The following is a 23,180-nucleotide window of genomic DNA, read 5'->3' on the forward strand; positions in this document are numbered from 1 at the left end:
CCGGAGGCCCTCTCCAGAAACACAGAAGCCGCCGGGAAGCGGCGGCTTCGTCAGGACACAACCCTTCGCGCCGCCTATTTTGGCGACGTAAAGTACCAACCCTTCTGGAGCAGGTGCGTTGTCATGACGATTGTATAAGGCGGCGCGCCGCGGTCTGTCAATCACTCGGCCGCAACGGCCATCGCCTGCTTGAGCCCGGGCATGGTGAAGCCGAGCTTGTCGAGCTTGGCGATCATGTCCTTGCCCTGCGCGTCGGCCGTCTCCACGAGCGGCGGACGGACCGGCGTCCAGGCGGCGTCGCCGCCGTAATGGGCAATGCAGTATTTCAGCGCCGGGATCATCACATAGCCCTGCATGACGCCGCGGACCTCGTTGATCCAGCCTTGCAGCTTCTCGCCTTCCGGCATGGCGTGCTTGCTGTAGGTCTCGGCGATCTTGCCCGGGTTGATGTTGGCGGTGGCGCTGATGCAGCCCGCGCCGCCCGCCTTCACGTTCTCGATCAGCGGCTTCTCGTTGCCCGAGAAGACGTCGAAGCCGTCCTTGGCGAAGGCGTCGATCATGCTCCTGGTGTGCGGCCAGTCGTCCGACGAATCCTTCATGCCGGCGATCTGCCTGGGATAGGCCTTCATCAGCCGCTCGACGAGCTTGTGCGTGATCGGCACCGCCGATACCGGCGGGATGTGATAGAGATAGACGCGCAGCCGGTCGTCGCCGACACGCTGCACCACCTCCGAGAAGAAGCGGAACAGCCCCTCCTCCGGCACGCCCTTGTAGTAGAAGGGCGGCAGCATCAGCACGCCGGCAACGCCGAGCCTGGTCGCATGGGCGCTGACCTTCGCCGCCTCCACGATCGAGCAGGCGCCGGTGCCGGGCATCATGCGGCCGGTCGGCACGCCGGCGGCCACGACCTTCTCCAGCAGCTCCATGCGTTCGTCGGCCGCCATCGAGTTGGCCTCGGAATTCGTGCCGAACATGGCGAGCCCGCAATCCTGGCTCAGCAGCCACTTGCAGTGGGCGATGAAGCGGCCGACGTCGGGCGACAGATCGCGCTTGAAGGGAGTGACGACCGGCGAAAGAACGCCTTTGATCCGCGCTGCGGCCATGATTTTATCTCTCCGGAGATGGCGCGTCTGTTTTGCAACGAAGCGCCGGAGAGGTCCAGTGGCTTCGACCAGCGATATCCTTCCCGAGGACGGCACAGCCGGCACCCTGGTGGGCCGGGTGCGACGAAAAGCGGGGCCCAGCGTGATCGCCGTGCGCGCCGAGGGCGTGTTCGACATCACCGGCGCCGCACCCACGATGGCCGATCTCTGCAATGCCGGCGATCCCGTGGCGCTCGCGCGCAGCAAGGGCGAACGCGTTGGCTCGCTGGCGGACGTTGTCGACGACTTGCTGGCGCCGATCGACCTGCAGGCGATCAAGGCGGCGGGCGTCACCTTTGCCGTGAGCCTGCTGGAGCGGCTGATCGAGGAGCACGCCAAGGGAGACCCCGCTCGCGCCAAGCAGGTCCGCGAGGAGCTGAACGCGATCATCGGCGCCGACGTGAGCGCGATCAAACCCGGCTCGGCCGAAGCGGAGGCGCTCAAGAAGACGCTGATGGCGCGCGATGCCTGGTCGCCCTACCTCGAGGTCGGCATCGGCCCTTACGCTGAGATCTTCACCAAGGCGCCGCCGATGGCGGCAGTCGGCCATGGCGCGGAGATCGGCATCCGGCCCGATTCCCATTGGAACAATCCCGAACCCGAGGTGACGCTGATCGTGAACGCCAAGGCCGAGATCGTCGGCGCCACGCTCGGCAACGATGTCAATCTGCGCGACATCGAAGGCCGCAGCGCCCTGCTGCTGGGCCAGGCCAAGGACAACAACGCGTCCTGCGCCATCGGCCCCTTCATCCGGCTGTTCGACGCCACCTTCTCGCTCGACGACGTGCGGCAGGCGAAGGTCGAGCTGGAGGTGACCGGGCCCGACCAGTTTCGCCTGCGCGGCCAAAGCGATCTCTCCAGGATCAGCCGCGATCCGACCGAGCTCGTCGCGCATGCGATGGGCAAGACGCACCAATATCCTGACGGCATGGCCTTGATGACCGGCACGCTGTTCGCGCCCACCGAGCCGCGCACACCGGGCGGCCCTGGCTTCACCCACATGGTGGGCGATCTCGTCTCCATCCGCTCACCCAGGCTCGGCACGCTCAGCAACAGGGTGAATCACTGCGACAGGATTCCGCCCTGGACGTTCGGCGTATCGGCCCTGATGCGCAACCTGGCCGCGCGAGGGCTGCTGCGATGACGGACGACCTCACCCGCCTCCCCGCCTCGACGTTGCGCGACTACATCGCGACCAGGAAGGTCTCGCCGGTCGAGCTCATGAAGGCTGTGCTGGCGCGGGTGGAGAAGCTGCAACCGGTGCTCAACTGCTTCATCACACTCGTGCCCGAGAAAGCCATGCAGGCCGCGCGGGAGGCCGAGGATGCCGTCATGCAGGGCAGGCCGCTCGGCCTGCTGCACGGCATTCCCTATGCGGCGAAGGATCTCGTGAACACGGCCGGCGTGCGCACGACATTCGGTTCGCGGCTCTACGAGCAGAACGTGCCCAAGGAGGACGCGGTCGCGACCGCCCGCATGAAGCAGGCCGGCGCCATCCTGTTCGGCAAGACGACGACGCCCGAGTTCGGCCACAAGGCGCTGACCGACGCCCCTCTGTTCGGCCGTACCCGCAACGCCTGGAGCGCCGAGCGCACTTGCGGCGGGTCGAGCGGCGGCGCGGCGGCGGCGGTGGCTGCCGGCATCGGCCCGATCGGCATCGCGACCGACGGCGGCGGCTCGACGCGCATCCCCGCCGCGGCGAACGGCCTGGTCGGACTGAAGCAGAATTTGGGGACCATCCCGCACAGCCAGGCGCCCGACGCGTTCGGCAACTACACCTACGTGACGCCCATGACGCGCACGGTGATGGATACCGCCCTGATGATGCAGGCAATGGCGGGGCCGCATCCGTCCGATCCGTGGTCGCTGGGGGCCACCCCACAGGACTACCTCGCTGCGGCTGGGACCTCGGGCGACCTCAGGGGCAAGAAGATCCTGTACAGCGCCACCTTCGGCAACAAGGCCGTGGCGAAGGATGTGCGCACCGCGTTCGAGCGCGCCCTCGGCCGCCTGCGCGAGCTCGGGGCGGAGCTGATCGAACTGACGGACGCGGTCCCCGACATGGAGGCGGTGTGGAAGGTCATCAACCACACGACCTGGCGGGCGCGCTTCGACGACATGATCCGTCGCGACGGCGAGCGCATGTCGCCGTCGCTGGTGCGGCAGGTGGCGATGGCGATGGACTGGACCGGCGCCGACTACCAGCGCGCCATGTTCCAGCGCGCGGAGATCTTCCGGCTGGTGCAGCGCTGGTTCGAGCATGCCGATTTCCTCGTCATGCCCACCCTCTCGCGCACCGCCCTGCCGATCGACCAGGATCTCTTCGAGCCGATCAATATCGACGGCGTCGAGGTGGGCGAGCTCCGGCGCAACTGGTTCCCCTACACCATGGCCTTCAACATCACCGGCCATCCGGCATTGACGCTGTGCTGCGGATACGATGGCGACGGCCTGCCGATCGGCCTGCAGTTCGTCGGGCGCTTTCGCGACGACGCCTCGGTGCTGCAGGCGGCGGCGCTCTACGAGGCGAGCGAAAGCTGGCTCGCGCGCTGGCCGGACCTGTGAGGCGCCCGCCACCGCTCCCGGCGACAGGAATCCAGGCGCGAGTGCTCTACCGGGACGGCCTGATCCTGGTGATCGACAAGCCGGCCGGGCTTGCGGTCCATGCCGGCCCCAGCAAAGCGCCCAATCTCGAGGAGTGCTTCGACGCCCTGCGCTACGGCCTGCCACGACCACCGGCGCTGGCGCACCGTCTCGATGCCGACACGTCGGGCGTGCTGGTGCTGGGACGCCATCCCAAGGCGCTGCGCAAGCTCGGCCGCCTGTTCTCGGGCCGCGGCACGGAGAAGATCTACTGGGCGGTCGTCCACGGCGCGCCGCCGAAGGACGAGGGCGTGTTCGACTGGCCGCTGCTGAAGCTCAACACGAAAAGCGGCTGGTCGGTGAAGGTCTCGGACAAGGGCCAGCCCGCCGCGACGCGCTATCGGGTCCGCGGCCGCACGCCCGACATGACCTGGCTGGAGCTGAGGCCCGAGACCGGCCGCACGCACCAGATCCGCGTGCATTGCGCGCACGCCGGCTGCCCTGTCGTCGGTGATCGGCTTTACGGGAAGGTCGAGCCCGGCCGGCCGCTCCATCTGCATTCCCGCGCCATCGTGCTGCCGCTCTCCACGACCAGGCCGCCGATCGAGGTCGAGGCGCCACCGCCGCCGCATATGCTCGAGGCCCTGCAGGCTTGCGGCTACGTCAGTCCCGCGCCTTGACCCAGATCCGCAAGGGATCGCCGATCTCGAAGCCCGCCTTGTGCGCCGCGGTCAGCTCGTCACCCGACTCGTAGCCGACCAGCGGCAGGCCGGGGAAGGTGGCGGCGGCAAGCGAGCAGAGATCGCGCCACACCCCCGGCTCGTCGTCGGCATCGGCCACCACATTGGAGAGCCCGACCACCTTGTCGGCGCGGTAAAGGGTGCCGCCGGCCACGATCGCGCCGTCACGCCGGCCGGAGAACATCGCGAAGTTCTCGTCGCCGTACAGCATCGTGGGAAAGGCCTCGCCGCCGGGACCGGCCCGTTCCCAGGCCAGCCCGGACACCAGAGGCGCCGGCTTCGGTTGCTGCTTGCGGATCCAGCTCGCCTCCTGCAGCACCTCGAAGCCGAGCCGCGCGATGTCGAGGGTGCCGAAGCTGTCCTTCACGGCCCAGCGCCCGGGCAGGTGGGATTTCAGCAGGATGCGCACCGCCTGGCGCTGCTCGGCGATGTCGGCTTGGCCGGCCGTCAGGGTGACGACATTGGGATAGAATCGCGGCACCGGCTCGGCATTGACCCAGGTATGGACCAAAAAACGGCCGGTCGTGCCATGCGCGAAGCACACGGCATTGCACCAGCGCGCATTGTTGAGCGCGGCGGTGAGCGTCCAGTCTTTCAGGCGCGCACTTCCTCGCGCTGGAAGATGACGTAGGAGGCCGAGAACACCACGATCATGCCGGCAATCAGACCGGTAACCTGCGGCCAGATCAAGAGCAGGCTTTGGTCGAGCGGCAGCGGCGCGCCGATGATCGCCCCGCGCATCTGGCTCGGCAACATCGGGCCCAGCGTCCTGGTCTCGGGATTGAGCAGGGCCAGGACCGCTTCGCTGAACAGCGTGCCCGGCGAGATGCGCTGCAGCGCCAGGGCCAGCTCCTGCAGGCCGACGAACTGGTCGAGGCTGGTGATCTCCGGCGGCACGAAGGCCATGGTGATCGCCTGGGCGATCAGCGGCCAGAGGATGAAGAAGAACAGCCAGAGGCCGAGCGCGCACAGCGCCGATGTCGCGGTCGAGCGGAAGATCACCGAGAAGAACATGGCGATGGCGAGCCAGACGCCACCATAGGCGATGGCGACGACGAGGAAGCCCAGAGCCCTCGCCACCTCGACGGCGCGCGGCGGCAGGCCGAGCAGCAGCAGACCTGCGCCGAACACGATCAGCCACAGCGCCACGAGCGCCACCGCGATCGTCGTGAGGCCCGCCAGAAACTTGCCCAGCAGCAGGGCATCGCGATAGAGCGGCTGCGACAGCACGCGGCTGAGCGTCCGGCGGTTGAACTCGCTGTTCACGAGGTCGAAGCCCAGCCCGATCGCCATCAGCGGGATCACGAAGTTCAGCGCCTGGACGAAGGGGATGGGCACCTGCTGCGGCGATATGGTGAAGATGCGCAGGAACAGATAGGCGTCGGAGCCGATGGTGGTGCGAAGCTGCTGCAGCGAGGACGCCACCGGGAACGCACCGAAGACGATGATGAACAGCGTCAGCACCAGCATGCGCACGCTGCTGAGATTGTCGGCCAGCTCCTTCATGAAGACCGGCCCGATCCCGGTGAAGGGCGATCCCTCGCGACCGGCGCGGCTACGCGGCATGGCGCGCCTCCTGGAAGTAGCGGGTGTAGACCTCCTCGAGGCTGGGCTGCAGGTCGGAAAGCTTGGTCAGCCCGCCACCGCCCGTCACGATGCGCTGCGCGACCTCGGCCCGCACGTCGCGGTCGGCGGTGATGCGCCAGGCGCTCTCGCCCGCCGGCACGACCTGCTGCACGCCCGGAATTCCGCGCAGCGTGCCGGCGACATCCCTCCCCGTCGCCTCGATCAGGAGCGGATGGCCCGCACCCAGCACCTGGTTGGCGAGCTCGACCACCGTCCCCATCAGGGCGATCCGACCCCGGTTGAACAGCGCCACCCGGTCGCAAACGCTCTGCACCCGATCGAGCAGATGCGAGGACAGCAGCACGGCCACGCCCGCCCGTTTCAGGCGGCGGATCATCTCCAGCAGCTCGAAGGTGGCATGAGGGTCGAGGCCGGACGTCGGCTCGTCGAGGATCGCCACCTCGGCCTTCTTCATCACGATCTCGGCGATGCCGAGCCGCTGGCGCATGCCGCGCGAATAGGTCGCCACCCGCTTGTCGGCGACCTCGGCCAGATCGACGTTGTGCAGCGCCTCCATGATCCGGCCATCGGTCTCGCGCCGCGGGATATCGAGCAGGCGCGCCGTGTAGGTGAGGTTCTCGCGGGCCGTCAGATGGTCGTAGAAGCCGACCGCGTCGGGCAGGTAGCCGACGCGCCGCTTGACCTCGAGCGGCTGACGCACGGGGTTGAAGCCCAGCACGTCGACGCTGCCGCCGCTGATCTCGGTCAGGCCCAGCATCATCAGGATCGTCGTCGTCTTGCCGGCCCCGTTGGGGCCCAGCAGACCGAAGATCTCGCCGCGCCGGATGCTGAGATCGATGGCGTCGACCACGCGGGCCGTCCCATAGACCTTCAGCAGTCCGCGGGCCTCGATGACATTGTCGCTCATCGCCGCGGTCTTACCGACGGCCAAAGCGCGCCACCGCGCCCAGCAGCACCAGCAGCGCCACGGCAATGATGGCAACGGCGACGATGCCCCAGAGCGTCGAGGTCGTCACCGTGATGCGGAAGTCGGCATTGGCCGAATCGCCACGCGCGCCGGCGCGGAAGGTGGCCACGTAGTCGCCGGCGATCGCCTTGTCGGAAGGCGTCACGATCGCCTGGACCTCCTTCTTCTCGCCGGGCGCAATGCTCTGGATGTCCTTGGGGTTGAACTCGACCTTCCAGTTGGTCGGAACCGTCCCGGACATCTCCACATCCCTGAGCGGCGCGGTGCCGTCGTTGCCGACGACGAGGTCGTAGGTCGCGGTCTTGCCGACCGTGGCGTCGCCGCTCAGCCGCCCGTCCTTGGTGGTGAGCGAAAGCTTGCCCTGGCCGCTGATCTGCAGGGTCACGCGCTGCTCGGCGGTCGCCCCTTCGGCGGAGACCTTGACCAGCACGGGGTAGTCGCCGGCCTTCACCTCGCGCGGCGGCGTCACCTTGATCTTGATGTCCTTGGACGCGCCGGCCGCGATCGGAATCGAGCTGATCTCGTTGCTGCCGTAGCCCTCGGTGAAGGTCGTCTGGAAGTTGCTCGGCGCCTGCGCGGCGAGCGCGACCGTGAGGTCCTTGCCGCTGTCGTTGGTGACGGTGAGCGTATAGTCGAACGACGACTTCGGCGTGCCGCGCAGCGCCGGCAGGTTCGACTTGATCTCGAGCTTGGCCGGCGCGATCTCGCCGATCGTCAGCGTCACCGGCAGATCGACCGAATGGTTGGCGCCCTTGGCGTGGATCGTGACGACGTGCGAGCCGGGCTTCGCGCCCTTGGGCACATCGACGCGCAACTGAAGGCTGACGCTCTCGTTCATCGCGGGCATCGCCGCCGCCACCGGCTGGCCGCTTCCCATCAACTCGATCTTCCAGCCGGCCGGCACGTCGCTCAGCGAGAGCGCCAGCGGCTCCGGCGGCAAGCCCATGTTCTGCAACTTGAAGTGGACGTTCGTCACTTCGCCGGCGCGCACCGTCTGCGACGGATAGTCGGTGAGCAGCCATAGGCCCTTGGCCGCGGGCGTCGAGGCGGCGGTCTGTGCCGGCGGTGTGGCGGCGAGGACTTGGACAGCGACAAGGGTGGGAGTGGCGATCAGAGCCAGTAGAGCAAACAGACGGCGCATTTGAAGTCCCTGCGTCTTATTGAAAACATCCCCGTTTTATCGGGCGCGAAGCTAGGTCCCGGAAAACGACGAAAAAAAGGCAAGCCGCCCAATTCATTCAGGCGGCGGCGCTTGGTCGCGCCTTCATCCGCTCGAACCATGCCGTGAGATTCCTGCAAGCGGGATCGAGCGCCTGGCCGACGCCCTTCAGGAAATCGAGGAAGGCGAACAGCAATATGTCCGCCATCGTGAGCTTCGCGCCGGCAATGAACGGCTTGTCGCCCATCAACCGGTCGAGCCATACGAGCCTTTCGCGCGCGACCGCCTTGAGATCGTCGGCCGCCTGCGGGATGCAGCGGATTCGATTCTGGAAGAGCTTGAGACCCTCGGCATAGCGGAAGCCGTTCGTCGCCGGCTCGGCAATGTTGAGATCGATACGGCGCGTCCACATGCGCGTCTTCGCGCGCTCCTCCGCCGTGTCGCCGATCAGGGACGGCGTGTCCTTCTTGATCTCGTCGACATACTCGCAGATCGCCGTGATCTCGGCCAGGACGGTGCCGTCATCGAGCTCCAGCGCCGGAAGCTGGCCGGAAGGATTGACCTTCAGATATGGTTCCCGCCGATTCTCCCCGCCGCGCAGATCCACCTCGATCTTGGGGACCGTGAACCCCTTCTCCGCCATGAACATCCGCACCGTACGCGGATTCGGCCCGATTGAATTGTAGAGCTTCATTCGCCTTCTGCCTCTCCCTTCTCGTTTCGCCTCCGGATGGTGGAGGAACTTCTCTTTGTCATAGGCAATGGCCTGCCCGGAAGGGAAGAGACGAAAGGAAGCACTACCGCCAGGGCTCGACCAGGATTTTCGTGTGCCGTTCGGGATTGCCGAGCTCCCGGAACGCGTTCTTGACATCGTCAAGACCAATCTTGCCAGTGATCAGGGCCGGTGCATCGATCACCCCTTCCGCCAGCAATCGCAGCGAGCGCGCGAACTCCTCCGGCGTATAGCCCAGCACGAACTGCAGGCTGAGCTCCTTCACGATGCCGAACATCGGCTCGATCGCGTCGGCCTCCATGCAGACCCCGACCACGACGATCCGGGCGTCGCGCGGCGCCTTCTCGAGGGTCTGCTGGATCAGCCCCGGCACACCGACGCACTCGAACAGCACGGCGCGCCTGCCCGCGGCCAGCTTCGCGTAGGGATCCTCCTTCGCCGGGTCGAGGACAATGTCGGCGCCCATCCTGATCGCAAGCTCGCGGCGCTTGGGCGAGAAGTCGGCGGCGACGATCGGCCGGATTTCCTTCAGCCGAAGGGCCGCGATCACGGCGAGCCCGACCGGCCCGCAGCCGATCACCAGCGGCGCGTCGTCGCCCTTCAGCAGCCCCTTCTCCACCGCATGGACCCCCACCGCCAACGGCTCGGTGAGGGCCGCGTGCTCGGTCGGCAGGCCGTTCGGCACCTCCAGCATCAACGGCGCCGAAAGCAGCATCTGCTCGGCATAGCCGCCGACATAGCTGTTGGAATAGCCCATGCCCTTCGGTCCGTCGGCTTCCATCATCACCGGCATGGAACAGACGCGCGTGCCGGGCTTCAGCTTCCTCTCGGTCCTCGGACCATAGTCGAGCAGCTCGCAGCAGAACTCGTGGCCGAACACGATGTCGCGCGAGAGGTCCATCGGCACGCGCCCGGGAATGCGCCGGGTCACCTCGACCATGCGATGGGCGTGCTTGGCGGCGTGAAGGTCCGAGCCGCAGATGCCGCACGCCAGCGTCTTCACCAGGACCTGCCCCTCGCCCGGCACCGGTGTCGGCATCGTGTCGACGACCAGGTCGCCGCCGCGGAAGATCGCTGCTCTCATTGACGGTCTCCTTCCGACAGGGCCTTGCGCACCGCCACCCGCAGCGCCGGCAGGACCTCCGCTTCGAACCACGGGTTGCGCTGCATCCAGATACCACTTCGCCACGAGGGATGCGGCAGTGGGAAAAAGAGCGGCCCATGCTCTGCGAAATGCCGCACGATCTCGGTCAGCGTCTGCCGCCGCGCCTCGGGCAGGTATCGCGCCTGGGCAAAGCCGCCGACCAGCAGGATCAGGCGCCTGGCCTCGAGGCTCGCCAGGATGCGGTCGTGCCAGAGCGGCGCACACTCGGAGCGCGGCGGCCGGTCGCCGCTCGGCCCCGCCCCCGGGTAGCAGAACCCCATGGGCACGAGCGCCACCTTCGCCGGATCGTAGAACTCGCGCCCGTCGAGGCCCGTCCATTCGCGCAGCCGCACGCCGCTGCGATCGTCCCACGGGACGCCACTCTCATGCACGCGCGATCCCGGAGCCTGCCCGATGATGACGAGCCTCGACCGGCTGCTGAACTGCACGACCGGGCGCGGTCCCGCCGGCAGCGCCTTCGCGCACGCGGTGCAAGCTCGCACTTCCGCCAGCAGGGCTTCGGCTTTGGATCTCGGCATCGAACTCTTCACGTGCTCCAGGTTCCGTGTCATTCCGAGCGCAGCGAGGGATCTTTCACGACAGTGCTCAAGGATTCCTCGCTGCGCTCGGAATGACACGGTGACTGTGGAGTACCCGCTTCAAACGATGAAGGTGCGGATGGTCGCGACAAAGGCGTCCAGCCGGTCGTGATGCACCCAGTGGCCGGCGTTCTCGAACTCCACCACCTTCGCCGTCGTGAAATGCTGCAGTCGGCCGTCCTTCTCCGGATTGGAGGCCCAGCTCTCCTTGCCATAGACGAGCAGCGTCGGACAGGCGATGCGCCGCCACAGGCTCTCGATGTCGGCATGGGTCATGTCGTAGGGCGGCCAGGTGCGGACATAGTTGTCGAACTTCCAGCTATAGGTGCCGTCCTCGTTCTGGTTGACGCCTTGCTGCGTGAGATGCCGCGCCTGCTCGGCCGACAGATGCTTGTTCTCCTCCTGCATGCGCTTGAAGGCGTCCTCGATGGTGGGATATCGCCGCGGCAGGCGGCCCGACAGCTTGCGCTGCTCGTCGATCCATTCCTGCATGCGCGCGGCCATGCTCTTGTCGGCGCGTTCGGCGATCGCCCTGGGCGACGGTCCGAGGCCTTCGATCGCCACCAGCTTGCGCACCTTGTCCGGGTAGATGCCGCTGTAGCGCAGACAGATGTTGCCGCCCAGCGAATGGGAGACGATCGTCACCGGGGCCAGCGCCTGTTGATGAATGAGCTGCGCCAGGTCGTAGATATAGGCCGACATCGAGTAGTTGCCGTCGGGCGACCATTGGCTGTCGCCGTGCCCGCGCAAATCGGGGCAGATGATATGCCAGTCGCGGCGCAGCGCCTGCGCCACCCAGTCCCAGTTGCGGCAATGGTCGCGCCCTCCGTGCACCAGCAGAAGCGGCGGCGCCTCGGGATTGCCCCAGTCGACATAGTGGAGGCGCAGGCGCTGGGAGAAGAAGTGCCGGGAGGTCGGCCCGGGCATGCCGTTCAATGTGTCCATCGTCGCCAATCTAGCGGCGAGCGGCGCGTCATGGCTAGACGAGCCGTTCCTTGAGCGCCGCCGCTTCCCTCATCAGGAACGGCGCATGCTGGGCGATCATGACCTTGGCCGGCACCTGCTCGGGCTGCACGCCGATATTGATCGCCGCCACCACCTTGCCGTCGAAGCGGATGAGCGGCACGGCGAGCGAGCGGATGCCCACCTCCGCCTCCTGATCGGCGAGCGCATAGCCCTTCCTGCGAACATCGAGGATCAGGCGGCGGATCTCGGGCTTGGCAAGCACGGTCTGACGCGTGAAGCGGACCGGCTTCAACCGGACCAAATACGCATCGAGCTCGGGATCGGGCATGGCGCTGGCCAGCACCCGGCCCAGAGCGCTGCAGAAAAGCGGCAGCCTGTAGCCGAGCCCGAGGCCCACCGACGCAGGGCGCGCCGGCACCGCGCGGGCGATCATGACGCACTCGTCGCCGTCGCGGACGGCGACGGAGCAGGAAGCGCCGACCTCGCGGCAGATGCGCTCGCAAAGCGGCTGCAGCACGCCCGGCACCGGATCGGAAGAGAGATAGGCGATCGCGAGCTTCAGGATCCGCGGCGTGAGGCGAAAGAGGCGGCCTTCGTTCTCCACGTAGCCGAGCTCGACCAGCGTCGCGAGCGCGCGGCGGGCGGTGGCGCGCGGCAGATCGACGGCGCGGGCGACATCGCTCAGCGTCATCTGCCGCTGCTGCCGGTCGAACGCATCGATCACGGCGAGTCCACGCGCCAGCGCCTCGGAGAAATCGGCGCCGTTGGCGCGGCGGGCACGCTTCTCGGCATCTTGCGGGCGAAGGCGGCTCATGGGATTGTTCAATATAGAACGAATGTTCGTTAATTGAACATCGCTTTCGTCCTATCATCGGCCGGAGGAGGCGCCGCCATGATGAGCCCCGAGCAGAACGAGCTGATCACCCGCATCGGTCCCGGCACCAAATGCGGCGCACTGATGCGGCACTACTGGCATCCGGTGGCGCTCGTCGAGGAGCTCGCGGCCGAGCGCCCGGCGAGGGCGGTGCGCGTCCTGGGCGAGGACTTCGTGCTGTTTCGCGACGAGCGTGGCCGGCACGGCCTGCTCGATCGCCACTGCCCGCATCGCGGCGTCGATCTCGCCTACGGCCGGCTAGAGGATGGCGGCCTGCGCTGCCTGCTGCATGGCTGGCTGTTCGATGTCGACGGCAAATGTCTCGAGACGCCGGCCGAGCCCGAGGGCAGCGTGCTCTGCCAGCGGGTGCGCCAGCGCGCCTGTCCAGTGGTGGTGAAGAACGGCATCGTCTTCGCCTATCTCGGTCAAGGCGAGCCTCCGGCTTTTCCCGACCTCGACTGCTTCCTGGCGCCCGCCACGCACGCCTTCGCCTTCAAGGGCCTGATCGACTGCAACTGGCTGCAGGCGCTGGAGGTCGGCATCGATCCCGCCCACGCCTCCTTCCTGCATCGCTTCTACGAGGACGAGGACCCCTCCGGCGAAGCCTATGGCCGGCAGTTCCGGGCCTCCTCCTCCGACTCCGACATCCCGATGACGCGGCTGATGCGCGAGCACCCGCGGCCGCAGATCGAGGTCGAAGGCACGGACTACGGCATGCGCCTCTTCACCCGCCGCAGGATCAACGACAGGCACACGCATCTGCGCGTGACCAACCTCGTGTTCCCCTACGCCTTCGTGATCCCGATGAGCCCGGAGATGACCATCACGCAGTGGCATGTGCCGATCGACGACACCTCCTGCTACTGGTATGCGATCTTCACCTCGTTCGGAAAGCCGGTGAATCACCGGCAGATGCGCGAGCAGCGGCTGCAGCTCTACGAGCTTCCCGACTATCGGCCGCGCCTCGGCCGGCACAATCAGTACGGCTACGATGCCGTCGAGCAGAAGAGCCGAACCTTCACCGGCATGGGCTTCGACATCAACGTCCACGACCAGTGGGCAATCGAAAGCCAGGGCCGCATCCGGGACCGCACCCGCGAGCACCTCGGCACGACCGACAAGGCGATCGTCGCCTATCGCCGCATGCTCGTCTCGGCGATCGGCCAGGTGGCGAACGGCGAGAAGCCGCCGATGTGGCTCGATGCGGCGCGGGCGGCGACGATCCGCGGGCCGATCACGGTCGACGGCATGGGACCGACCGAGGGCTGGCAGACCTACTGGAAGGAGTTCGACGCCCGCCGCCGCGCCGCCTCGAGCTGGGCCGCCACGACCCGCTCGCCGCTCGCCGCCTGACCGAGATGCATCTCGCCGAGAAAGCCGGTCTCTGGACCGACGACCGCAAGGCCGCCGCGCGCGAGGTCGAGCGTCGCATCCAGGCAGCCGAGCTCACGGTCGTGCGGCTCTCCTTCGCCGATCAGCACGGCATCCTGCGCGGCAAGACGCTGGTCGCCGGCGAGATCGCGGCGGCGATGAAGGGCGGCGTGGGCTTCAGCGCCACGATGCTGCTCAAGGACACGTCGCATCGCACGGCCTTTCCGGTGTGGGGGCCGGGCGGTCCGTTCGGGGCCGTGGAATGGGAAGGCGCGGCGGACGTGATGATGCTGCCCGATCCCACGACGTTTCGCGTGCTGCCCTGGGCGCCGCACACGGGCTGGATGCTGTGCGACATCGTCTTCGCCGATGGCCGGCCGGTGCCGATCGGCACCCGGCATGTCTACCGCCAGGCGCTCGCCGCCCTCGCCGATGCCGGTTACGACTTCTTCGCCGGCCTCGAGGTCGAGTTCCATCTGTTCAAGCGGGAGAAGACGAGCCTCGGCCTGCGCGACGCCGCTCAGCCCGGCCAGCCGGGAACGCCGCCGGAGGTCTCGTTGCTCAACCAGGGCTACCAGTACCTGACCGAGCAGCGCTACGACGAGATGGACCCGATCCTGGAGATTTTGCGCACCAATATCGCGGGCCTCGGCCTGCCGCTGCGCTCCCTCGAGGTGGAGTTCGGGCCGAGCCAGATCGAGTTCACCTTCCGCGCCGGCACGGGCCTCAAGCCCGCCGACGCCATGGTCCTGTTCCGCAGCGCCACCAAGCAGGTGGCCGAGCGCAACGGCTATCATGCGACCTTCATGTGCCGGCCGAAGCTGCCCAACATCATGTCGAGCGGCTGGCACCTGCATCAGTCGCTCAGGGACCGCAAGACCGGCGCCAACGCCTTCACCGGCGGCAAGGAGCTGCTGTCGCCGGTCGGCATGTCCTTCATGGCGGGCCTCCTCGAACACGCGGCCGCGGCAGCGGCCTTCAGCACGCCGACGCTCAACGGCTACAAGCGCTACCGTCCCTTCTCGCTCGCCCCCGACCGCGCCATCTGGGGCCGCGACAATCGCGGCGTGATGGTGCGCGTGCTGGGCGCGCCCGGCGATCCCGCGACCCATCTCGAGAACCGGGTGGGCGAGCCGGCGGCCAATCCCTATCTCTACATGGCGAGCCAGGTCGTCTGCGGCCTCGACGGCCTGAAGCGCACGGCCGATCCCGGACCGTCGGCCGACAAGCCCTATGACACGAAGGCGGCGATGCTGCCGCGCACGCTGGCCGATGCGGTAGCGGCGCTGCGGGAAAGCAAGGTCTTGCGCGCCGGCCTGGGCGATTTCTTCGTCGACTACTATGTGAGGCTGAAGCAGGCCGAGATCGACCGCTTCAACCTCGAAGTCAGCGACTGGGAGCAGCGGGAATATTTCTCGATCTTCTAGCCCGAGCGCAACTGGAGTTCGTCGTCGGTCGCGTCGGCCCTCGGGAATGAAACGGCACTGCTCGCCACAAAATGGGGTGTCATCCCTCGCGCCGCTCGGGATGACACGGAAGTGGCTGCAGCGAATGACTCGTTTCTTGTTAGTGGCGCACTTCTCGAGACGTTCTGAACAAGGAGTCCCTGCATGACCGCCATCGCCGTCGTCACCACGGTGGGCAGCAAGAAGGAGGCGCGCCGCATGGCGCATGCCCTGGTCGAGGCGAAGCTCGCCGCCTGCGCGCAGATCTCCCGGATCGAAAGCATCTACGCCTGGAAAGGCGCCATCGAGCACGGCAAGGAATACCGCGTGCTGTTCAAGACGACGGCCGAGCGCTACGACGCCGTCGAGCGCGCCATCCGCGACCTGCATTCCTACGAGCTGCCGGCCATCCACGCCTTCGCCTTCGAGCGCATCAGCGCGCCCTACGCCGACTGGATCGAAAGCAGTTCGCGCTAGGCGAGGCGCGCGATGGCCGCGGCCGCCTCCTCGACCAGGATCGCCACCAGCGCCGAGGTCGGCATCTCGCGCGCCAGGGTCGGCGCCTGGCCGCTCCAGAGCGGCGTGAAATCGGTCGAGCCCTTGGGCTCGCTCGCCGCCCGCAGAGGATGGGCGGCGCCCGCCGCCAGCGGGAACGCCGGCGCATCGGGACTCATCGGCCCGACCTCGCGGACGTAGCGGTTGACGATGCCGCGCGCCGGGCGACCGGTGAAGACATTGGTGAGCGCCGTGCTGTTGTCGTGCGCCTGCCTGAGCGCGGCGCGATGCAGCGCCGAGATCTTGGCCTCGGGGGTCAGAAGGAAGCCCGTGCCGATCTGCGCGCCCGCCGCACCCAGCGCCAGCGCGGCGGCGATGCCCCGGCCGTCGCCGATGCCGCCGGCGGCGATCACCGGCACCTTCACCGCATCCACGACCTGCGGCACCAGCGCCATCGTGCCCGCCTGGCGGCTGATGTCGTCGTTCAGGAACATGCCGCGATGGCCGCCCGCCTCCGCGCCCTGGGCGATGATCGCGTCGCAGCCGCCCGCCTCGAGCCAGCGCGCCTCCTCGGCGCTGGTCGCCGAGCCGATCACGACGATGCCGCCGTCCTTCAGCCGCCGCACGAGGCCTGCCTCCGGCAACCCGAAATGGAAGCTCACGACCCTGGGCTTGTACTCGAGCACCACCTCGCACAGCGCCGAGTCGAAAGGCGCGCGAACGGGGCCGCCGACGCCGGCGTCCGGCGGCAGACCGAGCTCGCGATAATAGGGAGCGAGCCGCTTGCGCCAGTTGGCCTCGCGCTCGGCATCCGCGGCCGGCGCCTTGTGCACGAAGAAGTTCACGTTGACCGATCGCGACGTCGCCTGCCGCACGAGCTGCAGCTCCGTCCGCAGCGTATCCGGCGTCAGCATGGCGGCCGCCACGGCGCCCAGACCGCCCGCCTCCGACACCGCGATCGCCATCGGCGTCGAGCTGGCCCCCGCCATGGGCGCCTGCAGGATGGGATGATCGATGCCGAACAGATCGAGCAGACGACGATCCTGCCACTTCATGCCACTCTCCATCTCCGGCGCCGACCCTAACGCCGTCACGGCATGTCCGATAGTGCCAACGCGGCGCGGGGCGACCCGGTTCGTCCTCCATCGATCCGAAGATCGCAACCATTCGGAATCTTTGCGGTCTTTGACACTGGAGCAGCGGAAAACGCTTATTTCATCGATACTCTTCCAAAGACCGCAAAGAGCCTGAGCTGTTGCGGTCTTCGCACCCGCTCGCGGCCTTCGGGCGTCGACAGCGGCAGCTTGCATGAATCTTCGCAATGCCCATTCTCTATCATTCCAAACAAAGGCCGAAGGCCCGCGTGAAGGAACCTTGTCTCAGCGATGGGCCGCAAGCGGTTGGGAGAAGCTCACTCAACGTCACTACTCCTTTGACGACCGAGTAGGGCCAAAACTCAGCGCGCTCCGCATCTACTCCCTGACTACGTTAAGCTATATCTTCGCGGTCATTAGGATGGCTCAAGTGACCTGCCCTGTTTCTTCGGACCACGGATAACTTTAGAGAACTGGCGTCTCCTGGCTCTGTTGTCCTTTCAAGGACGGTGTTGCAACGGGCCGGGGCGCGAAGCCCCCGATGAGCGCAGCGTCCCGGCCCGTTGCGGAAGCGGGAACTGCGTCGGTCTGTTTGAGCTTCGCGGCGAAGGCCGTCGGCGTCAAATAGCCCAGACTCGAATGCGGCCGCACCTCGTTGTAGTGCCGCCGCCAGGATTCGATCACAACCTTGGCCTCGGCGCGCGAGCGGAACCATTCGAGGCTGAGGCACTCGTCGCGGAACTTGCCGTTGAAGCTTTCGCTGACGCCGTTCTGCCACGGCTTGCCGGGATCGATCAGGGCGGTCTCGATCTTCTGGTCGGCCATCCACTTCAGCAGTGCGCGGGCGACGAACTCCGGGCCGTTGTCGGAACGCAGATACAGCGGCGCGCCGCGCTCGCTGATCAGCCGCGCCAGCACCTCGATGACCCGGCCGGAGCGGAGGCGGCCGTCGACCTCGATCGCCAGGCTCTCCTTGGTCCACTCGTCGGTCACGGTCAGGCACTTGAGCTGCTGGCCGTTGGCGCACCAGTCGAACACGAAGTCGTAGGACCACACCTGGTTGGCGTCGCCGGGTGCCTGCGGCCTTGGCCGGACACCAGCGATGCGCTTGCGCGGCCGCTTGCGAGGAACCTGCAGGCGGGCGCGCCGCCATAGCTGCCAGCAGCGGCCCCAGCTCATGGCGTGGCCCTCGCGCTCCAGGAAGATGCGGATGCGCCGGTAGCCGAAGCGCGGGTACTGCGCGCTGAGTGCCGTCATCCGCGCCAGCACCGGCGCATCCTTCTCAGCCTTGATCGATCGATAGCCCAATGACGAGCGCGCCACCGCGAGCAGCGTGCACGACCTGCGTTGCGACAGCCCGCGGCGCCTTGCATACGCCACTTGCTCGCGACGGACCGGCACGCCTACCATTTTTTTGCAGCGATCTCCTTCATCACCTCGATCTCGAGATCCCGCTCGGCCAGTAGCTTCTTCAGCTTGGCGTTCTCCCCCTCGAGCTGCTTCAGACGCCGCACGTCATCGGGCTGGAACGACCCGAAGCGCTTCCTCCATGTGTAGATCGACTGCTCGCTCACCCCGTGCCGCTTGGCCACCACCGGCACCGCATCACGGTCCGTCTCGCGCAGGATCGCGACGATCTGCTCCTCCGTAAACCTCGACCTCTTCATCCCCCTGCCTCCTCGCGGAGGCCAGTCTCTCAACTAATCGATGGCCCGAAAACCCGGGAGCAGGTCACCCCAGCTCACGCTTTCCGTTCTGTCGCATCCAATCAATAACCCTTTTTGCAATCTGGAATCCTCTTCCTCCTCCGATTGTCTCTCGCAACTTGCCGAGTAGGGAGGCCTCATCCCATTGCGGTCCCAAGCCGGTTCGACTTTTCGATGTTTCTTGCTTCTGACCATAAACCGTTGGGACGATTGTCTTGAGATTTTGACCTTGGAACTGTCTCAACTCGACCGCCAGAACCTCCGTTTGTTCCATCTGATCGTTGAGAAATTCGACTACTCGTCTGAGCTCAACAGGGACGACATCGGCCACGAACAGCAATCGAATCTTCTTGGCCAGTAAATTGGTCTTTACCCTCTGCCAAAAGGTCTCGATATCGCTGTCCTGCCCGATCAACTCATGTAACGCTTCCTCGGCGGACGAGCCCTTCTCCTTGCAGGTATTTTCGAAACTAGACCGCAAGGTGTCGACCGACCAATAGGCCGTGCAATTGGCAGCGTAGTCGAGCATCTGCCCCACCACCTCGCGCCGAATCCGACTGTCGCTTTGGCGTTTGACTTCTACAAGGGTCGGGATGCCGTCCTGGTCGAGAAATACATGATCAATCGACCATTGAGATGCGCCGACTTCACCTGTGGAAACGGACTGCTCTCGTTTGACCAACACCCAGCGCCTCGGGTTTTCGGGATCGATCTGGTCTCCGACTAGAAGCGCGGGAAAACGAGATAACAAGTGTTGGAAGTCGTCCTCTTTCGCAAATTGGGCCGGCTCCATCGCAAGCAGCGAATCGGTGCCCTGCAAGACAAATACCCCGGATTGCTCAGCCACCTGCTCCCCCTCCCCTTTTTCAACGATAGCGCCGTTAAGCTACTCGGGTCGCAATGCAGAGCAAAGGAACGACTCTGGCCAGACTGCTTTGCACCTTCGGTCTGTTTGGAGAGGACAATATCTACCCGATTTGGGTAGCTCCTTTGGTCCCGGGTGACCCGGCTCCGCCCGAAACTGTGCGGATAGATATGCGCTCTTGTTGGCCAAGGTCCTGTCGGAGACAGCAGAATCGTCAAACCTTTGCGGTCTTCGGCAAAGTATCGATGAAATGGGTCTTTCCTGGTACTCCTCCACCGAAGACCGCAAGATTCCGAACGGTTGCGGTCTTCGTCTCGTCCTGCGGCTTCAGCGGGATGCGACTTCGATGTTGCTGAGCTCGATCGCAACATGATCTTCTTCGGCGCGAACACCCCGAGGATCCGAAGGAAGCAGAAATGGAACTGTGGCAGCTCGACGCGACCGATCTGGCGCGGCTCATTCGCAACGGCCGGGCGTCGGCGGTCGAAGCGGTGGACGCCGTCCTGAAGCGCCTGCACAAGGTCAATCCGGCCATCAATGCCGTCGTGCGCGTCTACGAGGAGGAGGCGCGGACGGCCGCCGAGACCGCCGATGCGGCGCGCGCCCGCGGCCATGCGCTGCCGCCGCTGCATGGCGTGCCGGTCACCGTCAAGATCAACGTCGATGTCGCCGGTCAGCCGACCGACAACGGCGTGACGGCGCTCAAGGACCTGATCGCCACCGAGGACAGCCCGGTGGTCGCCAACCTCAGGCACGCCGGCGCCATCATCATCGGCCGCACCAATGCGCCCGCCTTCTCGATGCGCATCTTCAGCGACAACGCGCTGCACGGGCGCACGCTCAACCCGCGCGACCCCGGCGTCACACCCGGCGGCTCGAGCGGCGGCGCCGGCGCCGCCACGGCGACCGGCATCGGCGCCATCGCGCACGGCAACGACATCGGCGGCTCGGTGCGCATCCCGGCCTATTGCAACGGCGTCGTCGGCCTGCGCACCGGCTTCGCGCGCATTCCCTCCTTCAACCCGACCAGCGCCAATGTCGGCCGACCGATCGGCGCCGTGCTGATGGCGGTGCAGGGCCCGCACACCCGCACCGTGCGCGATGCACGTCTTGCGCTCGAGGTCATGGCGCGCGGCGATCGCCGCGACTGGCGCTGGAACGACGTGCCGATGCAGGGTCCGCCGCCGGCACGCCCGATCAAGGCCGCGATCGTGCCCGAGTTTCCCGGTGCCAGGACCCATCCGGCGCAGGCCGCCGCCGTTCGGCAGGCCGGCAAGCATCTGCAGGCGGCGGGCTACGTGGTCGAGGAGGTCCTGCCGCCGGACCTCGAGCGCGGCGTCGAGCTCTGGCACATGATCTGCGTGACCGACGTCTTCGGCGGCCTGTGGCCGCAGATGCAAAAGATGGGCGACCCCGACGGCATCGCGGCCATGCGCGCGTGGCTGGAGCTGCACAAGCCGGTCGACCTCGCGACCTACGTCGCCGCGCTGACCGAACGCGAGGGCATGCTGTTCCGCTGGATGAGCTTCCTGCAGCAATGGCCGCTGGTCATCCTGCCGACGCTCGCCGATCTGCCGCCCAGGCAGGTGGCCGACGTCACCGTCGAGGGGCAGCGGCAGGTGCTCGACTCGATGCGCCCGGCGCTGATCGCACCCCTCCTCGGTCTGCCGGGCCTCGCCATTCCTGTCGGCAGCCACGGCAGGCTGCGCACCGGCGTGCAGATCATGGCGATGCGCAATCGCGAGGATCTCTGCCTCGACGCCGGCGAGGTGATCGAGGCGGCCGAAGGCGTCGTCACACCGATCGACCCTGCGGCCGCGTAGGCGCTACCGGTTGGGCACGGTGCGGAAGATGCACGGCTCGACGCCGGGCCCGGAAACGGCCGCCCTGCCGGACCATCGCCAGAGCGGCGTCCAGTAGGCGGCAAGGAGGTCGGCTGCGGCCTTGGCGTCGTCGACGATGTAACCGTACTCCTGCAGGTTCACTGGGTACATGTTGTCCGAGCCGATATAGAAGGTCCGGTCGTCGACCATCCAGAACTTGGCGTGGTTGCCGATCGGATGACCGCCCGGCCACGCCGAATCGGGCCCGAACCGGAAGGGCGCGAGGTGGACGCGGCTGCACAGCATCGCGTTGACCGGATCCGGCCCCTTTCGCATCTGGTACCGCGACAGCGGATCCCGCGCATAGATCCGGCGCTGCACGGCATCGCGCAGATGCAACGCGACGTCCGCGAGGCTCACATTGTTCGAGTAGCTGCTGCCGCTGTCGCCGACGGCGTTCAGGTCGGACAGCACGATATAGATGTCGCCCTGCTTTCGTTGCAGGAAGTCGACGAGGCGGTCGAACGTCGAGTCGGGGAAAAGCGTGTCCGCCCGCGCGAGATGGAAGCCGAGATCCTGCTGGACGATGCGGATATCGTGCCGGGCGGTCGCCAGCGCCAGGTCGCGGGCAAGCTCGCTCTGGTTGGCGAAGTCCTTCGTGATGCCGGCCGCCAGCCGGCCGACCCCGAGGATGGATATGCCTCCGCTCGGCGCACGCTGCGGAGGCGGCAAAGGCTCCGGCGGCAGGCACTGGCTGATCGGCGTGGCCGCACCGGTCGGCAGGCTCGCCACGGAGATCGCCGGGCCCTTGTCGAGATTGGCGCAGACATACTGCCAGAGCGCATCGGCGAAGTGCGCCGCGCTGGCCGCCGCCGGGCCGGTCACCTGCATCGAGAGGTCGTGCACCGGGTTGTCGATCAGATAGTCCTCGGACCAGAGGTTATGACCGCCGACCAGCGCCTCGCGCCCGTCCACCGCGACGATCTTCGAGTGGTTCCATGAGTAGCTGTCGCAATCCTCGAAGGCGATGCACGAGCGCATGGCGGACACGCTGATCGACAGCCTCGATCCGCGTATGTCGGCGAGGCCGGCGGTCAACGCCTTCAGGAACCCGGGCACGTCGACATCGCCTGTCGGATACTGGCCGATCAGGATGCGCACCGAGACGACGCGACGGCTGTAGGCCAGCGACGCCAAGGCATCCCGGATCGTCCCCAAGAAGCGCGTATCGGGCGGGGGTTCCAGCAAATTGATGTCGACGCGATGGCGTGCGCCGGCGATCAGGTCGTGCAGGCGCACGATCAGCGCATCGGAATGGCCGAAGCAGACCTTGCGCCCGGCGCGCGACGCGCTTCCCGGCAGCGGCCAGATGCCATGGCAGGTGCCGCCGCCCGGGCAATCGGCGTCGCTCGCGCAATCCGGCAGCCGGACGTCGGTCTCGCAGTCGGTGCAGTCGAGCGGATAGTAGGGGAGATCCCGGGCGTGGCGTCCCCACCAGTTGGGGGTCTGGACGATCCAGTCGCTGGAGAGCCTGTTGCCGCGGGTCAGATCGTAGGTGACGCCGGCAAAGGCGTGATGGACATCGCTGCGCGCCAACTGCTCCTGGAGCTGTTCGAGCAGCGGCACGGTGGATGTCGGATCCGGGACGTGGAGGCCGCGATCGTGAATGACGGTGGGAATGGGCGTGGCTGCGTCGAGCGCCCCGACGTAGCGCACCGCGAGATGGCGCGGAATGGCCGTATTCGGGATCACGCCGCCACAGGCCGCCAGGATGATGCCGAAAGTAAGCCCCAACAGCGCGAAGGCGAGAATCCTGCCACCAGACATGGACAGCGACGCGATCCCTTTTCAAACTGCGGCGCAGGGAGCAACGCCAAGGCCGCATCG

At 66.8% G+C, this 23,180-nt stretch carries 20 protein-coding genes and 1 pseudogene; 7 read left to right on the forward strand and 14 right to left on the reverse strand.

Annotated elements, in window-relative coordinates; all coding sequences use genetic code 11:
* Positions 1-161: 161 nt before the first annotated feature.
* A complete protein-coding gene (locus OJF58_RS24875; protein WP_300780555.1) occupies positions 162-1,103 on the reverse strand; it encodes a dihydrodipicolinate synthase family protein in 942 nt (313 codons plus the stop codon).
* Positions 1,104-1,161: 58 nt separating this feature from the next.
* Here OJF58_RS24875 and OJF58_RS24880 point away from each other — a divergent pair, with 58 nt between their 5' ends.
* From OJF58_RS24880 to OJF58_RS24890, 3 genes are read left to right on the forward strand one after another with little or no spacing between them, the layout of a single operon-like run.
* Positions 1,162-2,286 carry a fumarylacetoacetate hydrolase family protein gene (locus OJF58_RS24880; protein ID WP_300780556.1) on the forward strand — a complete coding sequence of 375 codons (1,125 nt, stop codon included), beginning with the start codon at positions 1,162-1,164 and terminating at the stop codon, positions 2,284-2,286.
* Entirely contained in the window at positions 2,283-3,707 is a 1,425-nt protein-coding gene (locus OJF58_RS24885; protein WP_300780557.1) for an amidase family protein, read from the forward strand. The genes OJF58_RS24880 and OJF58_RS24885 overlap by 4 nt, the downstream gene beginning before the upstream one ends.
* A 41-nt stretch (positions 3,708-3,748) precedes the next feature.
* A complete protein-coding gene (locus tag OJF58_RS24890; RefSeq protein WP_300780558.1) occupies positions 3,749-4,405 on the forward strand; it encodes an RluA family pseudouridine synthase in 657 nt (218 codons plus the stop codon).
* On the opposite strand, the gene OJF58_RS24895 is transcribed toward OJF58_RS24890, so the two are convergent.
* From OJF58_RS24895 to OJF58_RS24935, 9 genes are all read right to left on the reverse strand, one after another.
* Positions 4,389-5,009, reverse strand: a complete 621-nt coding sequence (locus tag OJF58_RS24895) for a hypothetical protein (RefSeq protein WP_300780559.1) — start codon at positions 5,007-5,009, stop codon at positions 4,389-4,391. The two genes, OJF58_RS24890 and OJF58_RS24895, sit on opposite strands and share 17 nt — an antisense overlap.
* 50 nt (positions 5,010-5,059) lie before the next feature.
* Complete coding sequence (locus OJF58_RS24900; RefSeq protein ID WP_300780560.1) at positions 5,060-6,031, reverse strand: ABC transporter permease subunit; 972 nt, start codon at positions 6,029-6,031, stop codon at positions 5,060-5,062.
* Entirely contained in the window at positions 6,021-6,959 is a 939-nt protein-coding gene (locus OJF58_RS24905) for an ABC transporter ATP-binding protein (RefSeq protein ID WP_300780561.1), read from the reverse strand. The genes OJF58_RS24900 and OJF58_RS24905 overlap by 11 nt, the downstream gene beginning before the upstream one ends.
* A gap of 10 nt (positions 6,960-6,969) precedes the next feature.
* Entirely contained in the window at positions 6,970-8,160 is a 1,191-nt protein-coding gene (locus tag OJF58_RS24910) for an NEW3 domain-containing protein (RefSeq protein ID WP_300780562.1), read from the reverse strand.
* Positions 8,161-8,257: 97 nt separating this feature from the next.
* The gene (locus OJF58_RS24915; RefSeq protein ID WP_300780563.1) at positions 8,258-8,872 is read right to left on the reverse strand and encodes a glutathione S-transferase family protein; all 615 of its coding nucleotides are present in this window, start codon (positions 8,870-8,872) and stop codon (positions 8,258-8,260) included.
* A 103-nt stretch (positions 8,873-8,975) separates the two neighbouring features.
* Positions 8,976-9,995, reverse strand: coding sequence for a zinc-binding dehydrogenase (locus OJF58_RS24920; protein ID WP_300780564.1), 1,020 nt, complete (start codon positions 9,993-9,995; stop codon positions 8,976-8,978).
* A complete protein-coding gene (locus OJF58_RS24925) occupies positions 9,992-10,594 on the reverse strand; it encodes a uracil-DNA glycosylase family protein (RefSeq protein ID WP_300780565.1) in 603 nt (200 codons plus the stop codon). Before OJF58_RS24925 ends, OJF58_RS24920 begins: the two co-directional genes overlap by 4 nt.
* A 120-nt stretch (positions 10,595-10,714) precedes the next feature.
* Positions 10,715-11,599, reverse strand: coding sequence for an alpha/beta hydrolase (locus tag OJF58_RS24930; protein ID WP_300780566.1), 885 nt, complete (start codon positions 11,597-11,599; stop codon positions 10,715-10,717).
* 34 nt (positions 11,600-11,633) lie between these two features.
* Entirely contained in the window at positions 11,634-12,434 is an 801-nt protein-coding gene (locus OJF58_RS24935; protein WP_300780567.1) for an IclR family transcriptional regulator C-terminal domain-containing protein, read from the reverse strand.
* Positions 12,435-12,512: 78 nt separating this feature from the next.
* Here OJF58_RS24935 and OJF58_RS24940 point away from each other — a divergent pair, with 78 nt between their 5' ends.
* The 3 genes from OJF58_RS24940 to cutA all read left to right on the forward strand — a co-directional run bounded on the left by OJF58_RS24940 (position 12,513) and on the right by cutA (position 15,787).
* The gene (locus tag OJF58_RS24940; RefSeq protein WP_300780568.1) at positions 12,513-13,847 is read left to right on the forward strand and encodes an aromatic ring-hydroxylating dioxygenase subunit alpha; all 1,335 of its coding nucleotides are present in this window, start codon (positions 12,513-12,515) and stop codon (positions 13,845-13,847) included.
* Between the two features lie 5 nt (positions 13,848-13,852).
* Positions 13,853-15,292, forward strand: a complete 1,440-nt coding sequence (locus OJF58_RS24945; RefSeq protein ID WP_300780569.1) for a glutamine synthetase family protein — start codon at positions 13,853-13,855, stop codon at positions 15,290-15,292.
* Between the two features lie 183 nt (positions 15,293-15,475).
* A complete protein-coding gene (gene cutA / locus OJF58_RS24950; RefSeq protein ID WP_300780570.1) occupies positions 15,476-15,787 on the forward strand; it encodes a divalent-cation tolerance protein CutA in 312 nt (103 codons plus the stop codon).
* Here the strand turns inward: cutA and OJF58_RS24955 are convergent.
* The 3 genes and pseudogenes from OJF58_RS24955 to OJF58_RS24965 all read right to left on the reverse strand — a co-directional run bounded on the left by OJF58_RS24955 (position 15,784) and on the right by OJF58_RS24965 (position 19,452).
* Positions 15,784-16,860 (reverse strand): nitronate monooxygenase, encoded by a 1,077-nt coding sequence (locus tag OJF58_RS24955; RefSeq protein WP_300780571.1) that lies wholly within the window; start codon positions 16,858-16,860, stop codon positions 15,784-15,786. The two genes, cutA and OJF58_RS24955, sit on opposite strands and share 4 nt — an antisense overlap.
* Positions 16,861-17,514: 654 nt before the next feature.
* Positions 17,515-18,566, reverse strand: a pseudogene (locus OJF58_RS24960) (IS3 family transposase); the annotation flags it as partial.
* A gap of 64 nt (positions 18,567-18,630) precedes the next feature.
* The gene (locus tag OJF58_RS24965; protein WP_300780572.1) at positions 18,631-19,452 is read right to left on the reverse strand and encodes a hypothetical protein; all 822 of its coding nucleotides are present in this window, start codon (positions 19,450-19,452) and stop codon (positions 18,631-18,633) included.
* 434 nt (positions 19,453-19,886) lie between these two features.
* Between OJF58_RS24965 and OJF58_RS24970 the strand changes: the two genes are divergently transcribed.
* Positions 19,887-21,293: an amidase gene (locus OJF58_RS24970; RefSeq protein ID WP_300780573.1), complete on the forward strand. Its 1,407-nt coding sequence runs from the start codon at positions 19,887-19,889 to the stop codon at positions 21,291-21,293.
* A gap of 3 nt (positions 21,294-21,296) precedes the next feature.
* On the opposite strand, the gene OJF58_RS24975 is transcribed toward OJF58_RS24970, so the two are convergent.
* On the reverse strand, positions 21,297-23,120 hold the full coding sequence (locus OJF58_RS24975) for a hypothetical protein (RefSeq protein WP_300780574.1): 1,824 nt from the start codon (positions 23,118-23,120) through the stop codon (positions 21,297-21,299).
* Positions 23,121-23,180 lie beyond the last annotated feature (60 nt).

This window comes from Enhydrobacter sp., assembly GCF_030246845.1.
Classification (GTDB): Bacteria; Pseudomonadota; Alphaproteobacteria; order Reyranellales; family Reyranellaceae; genus Reyranella.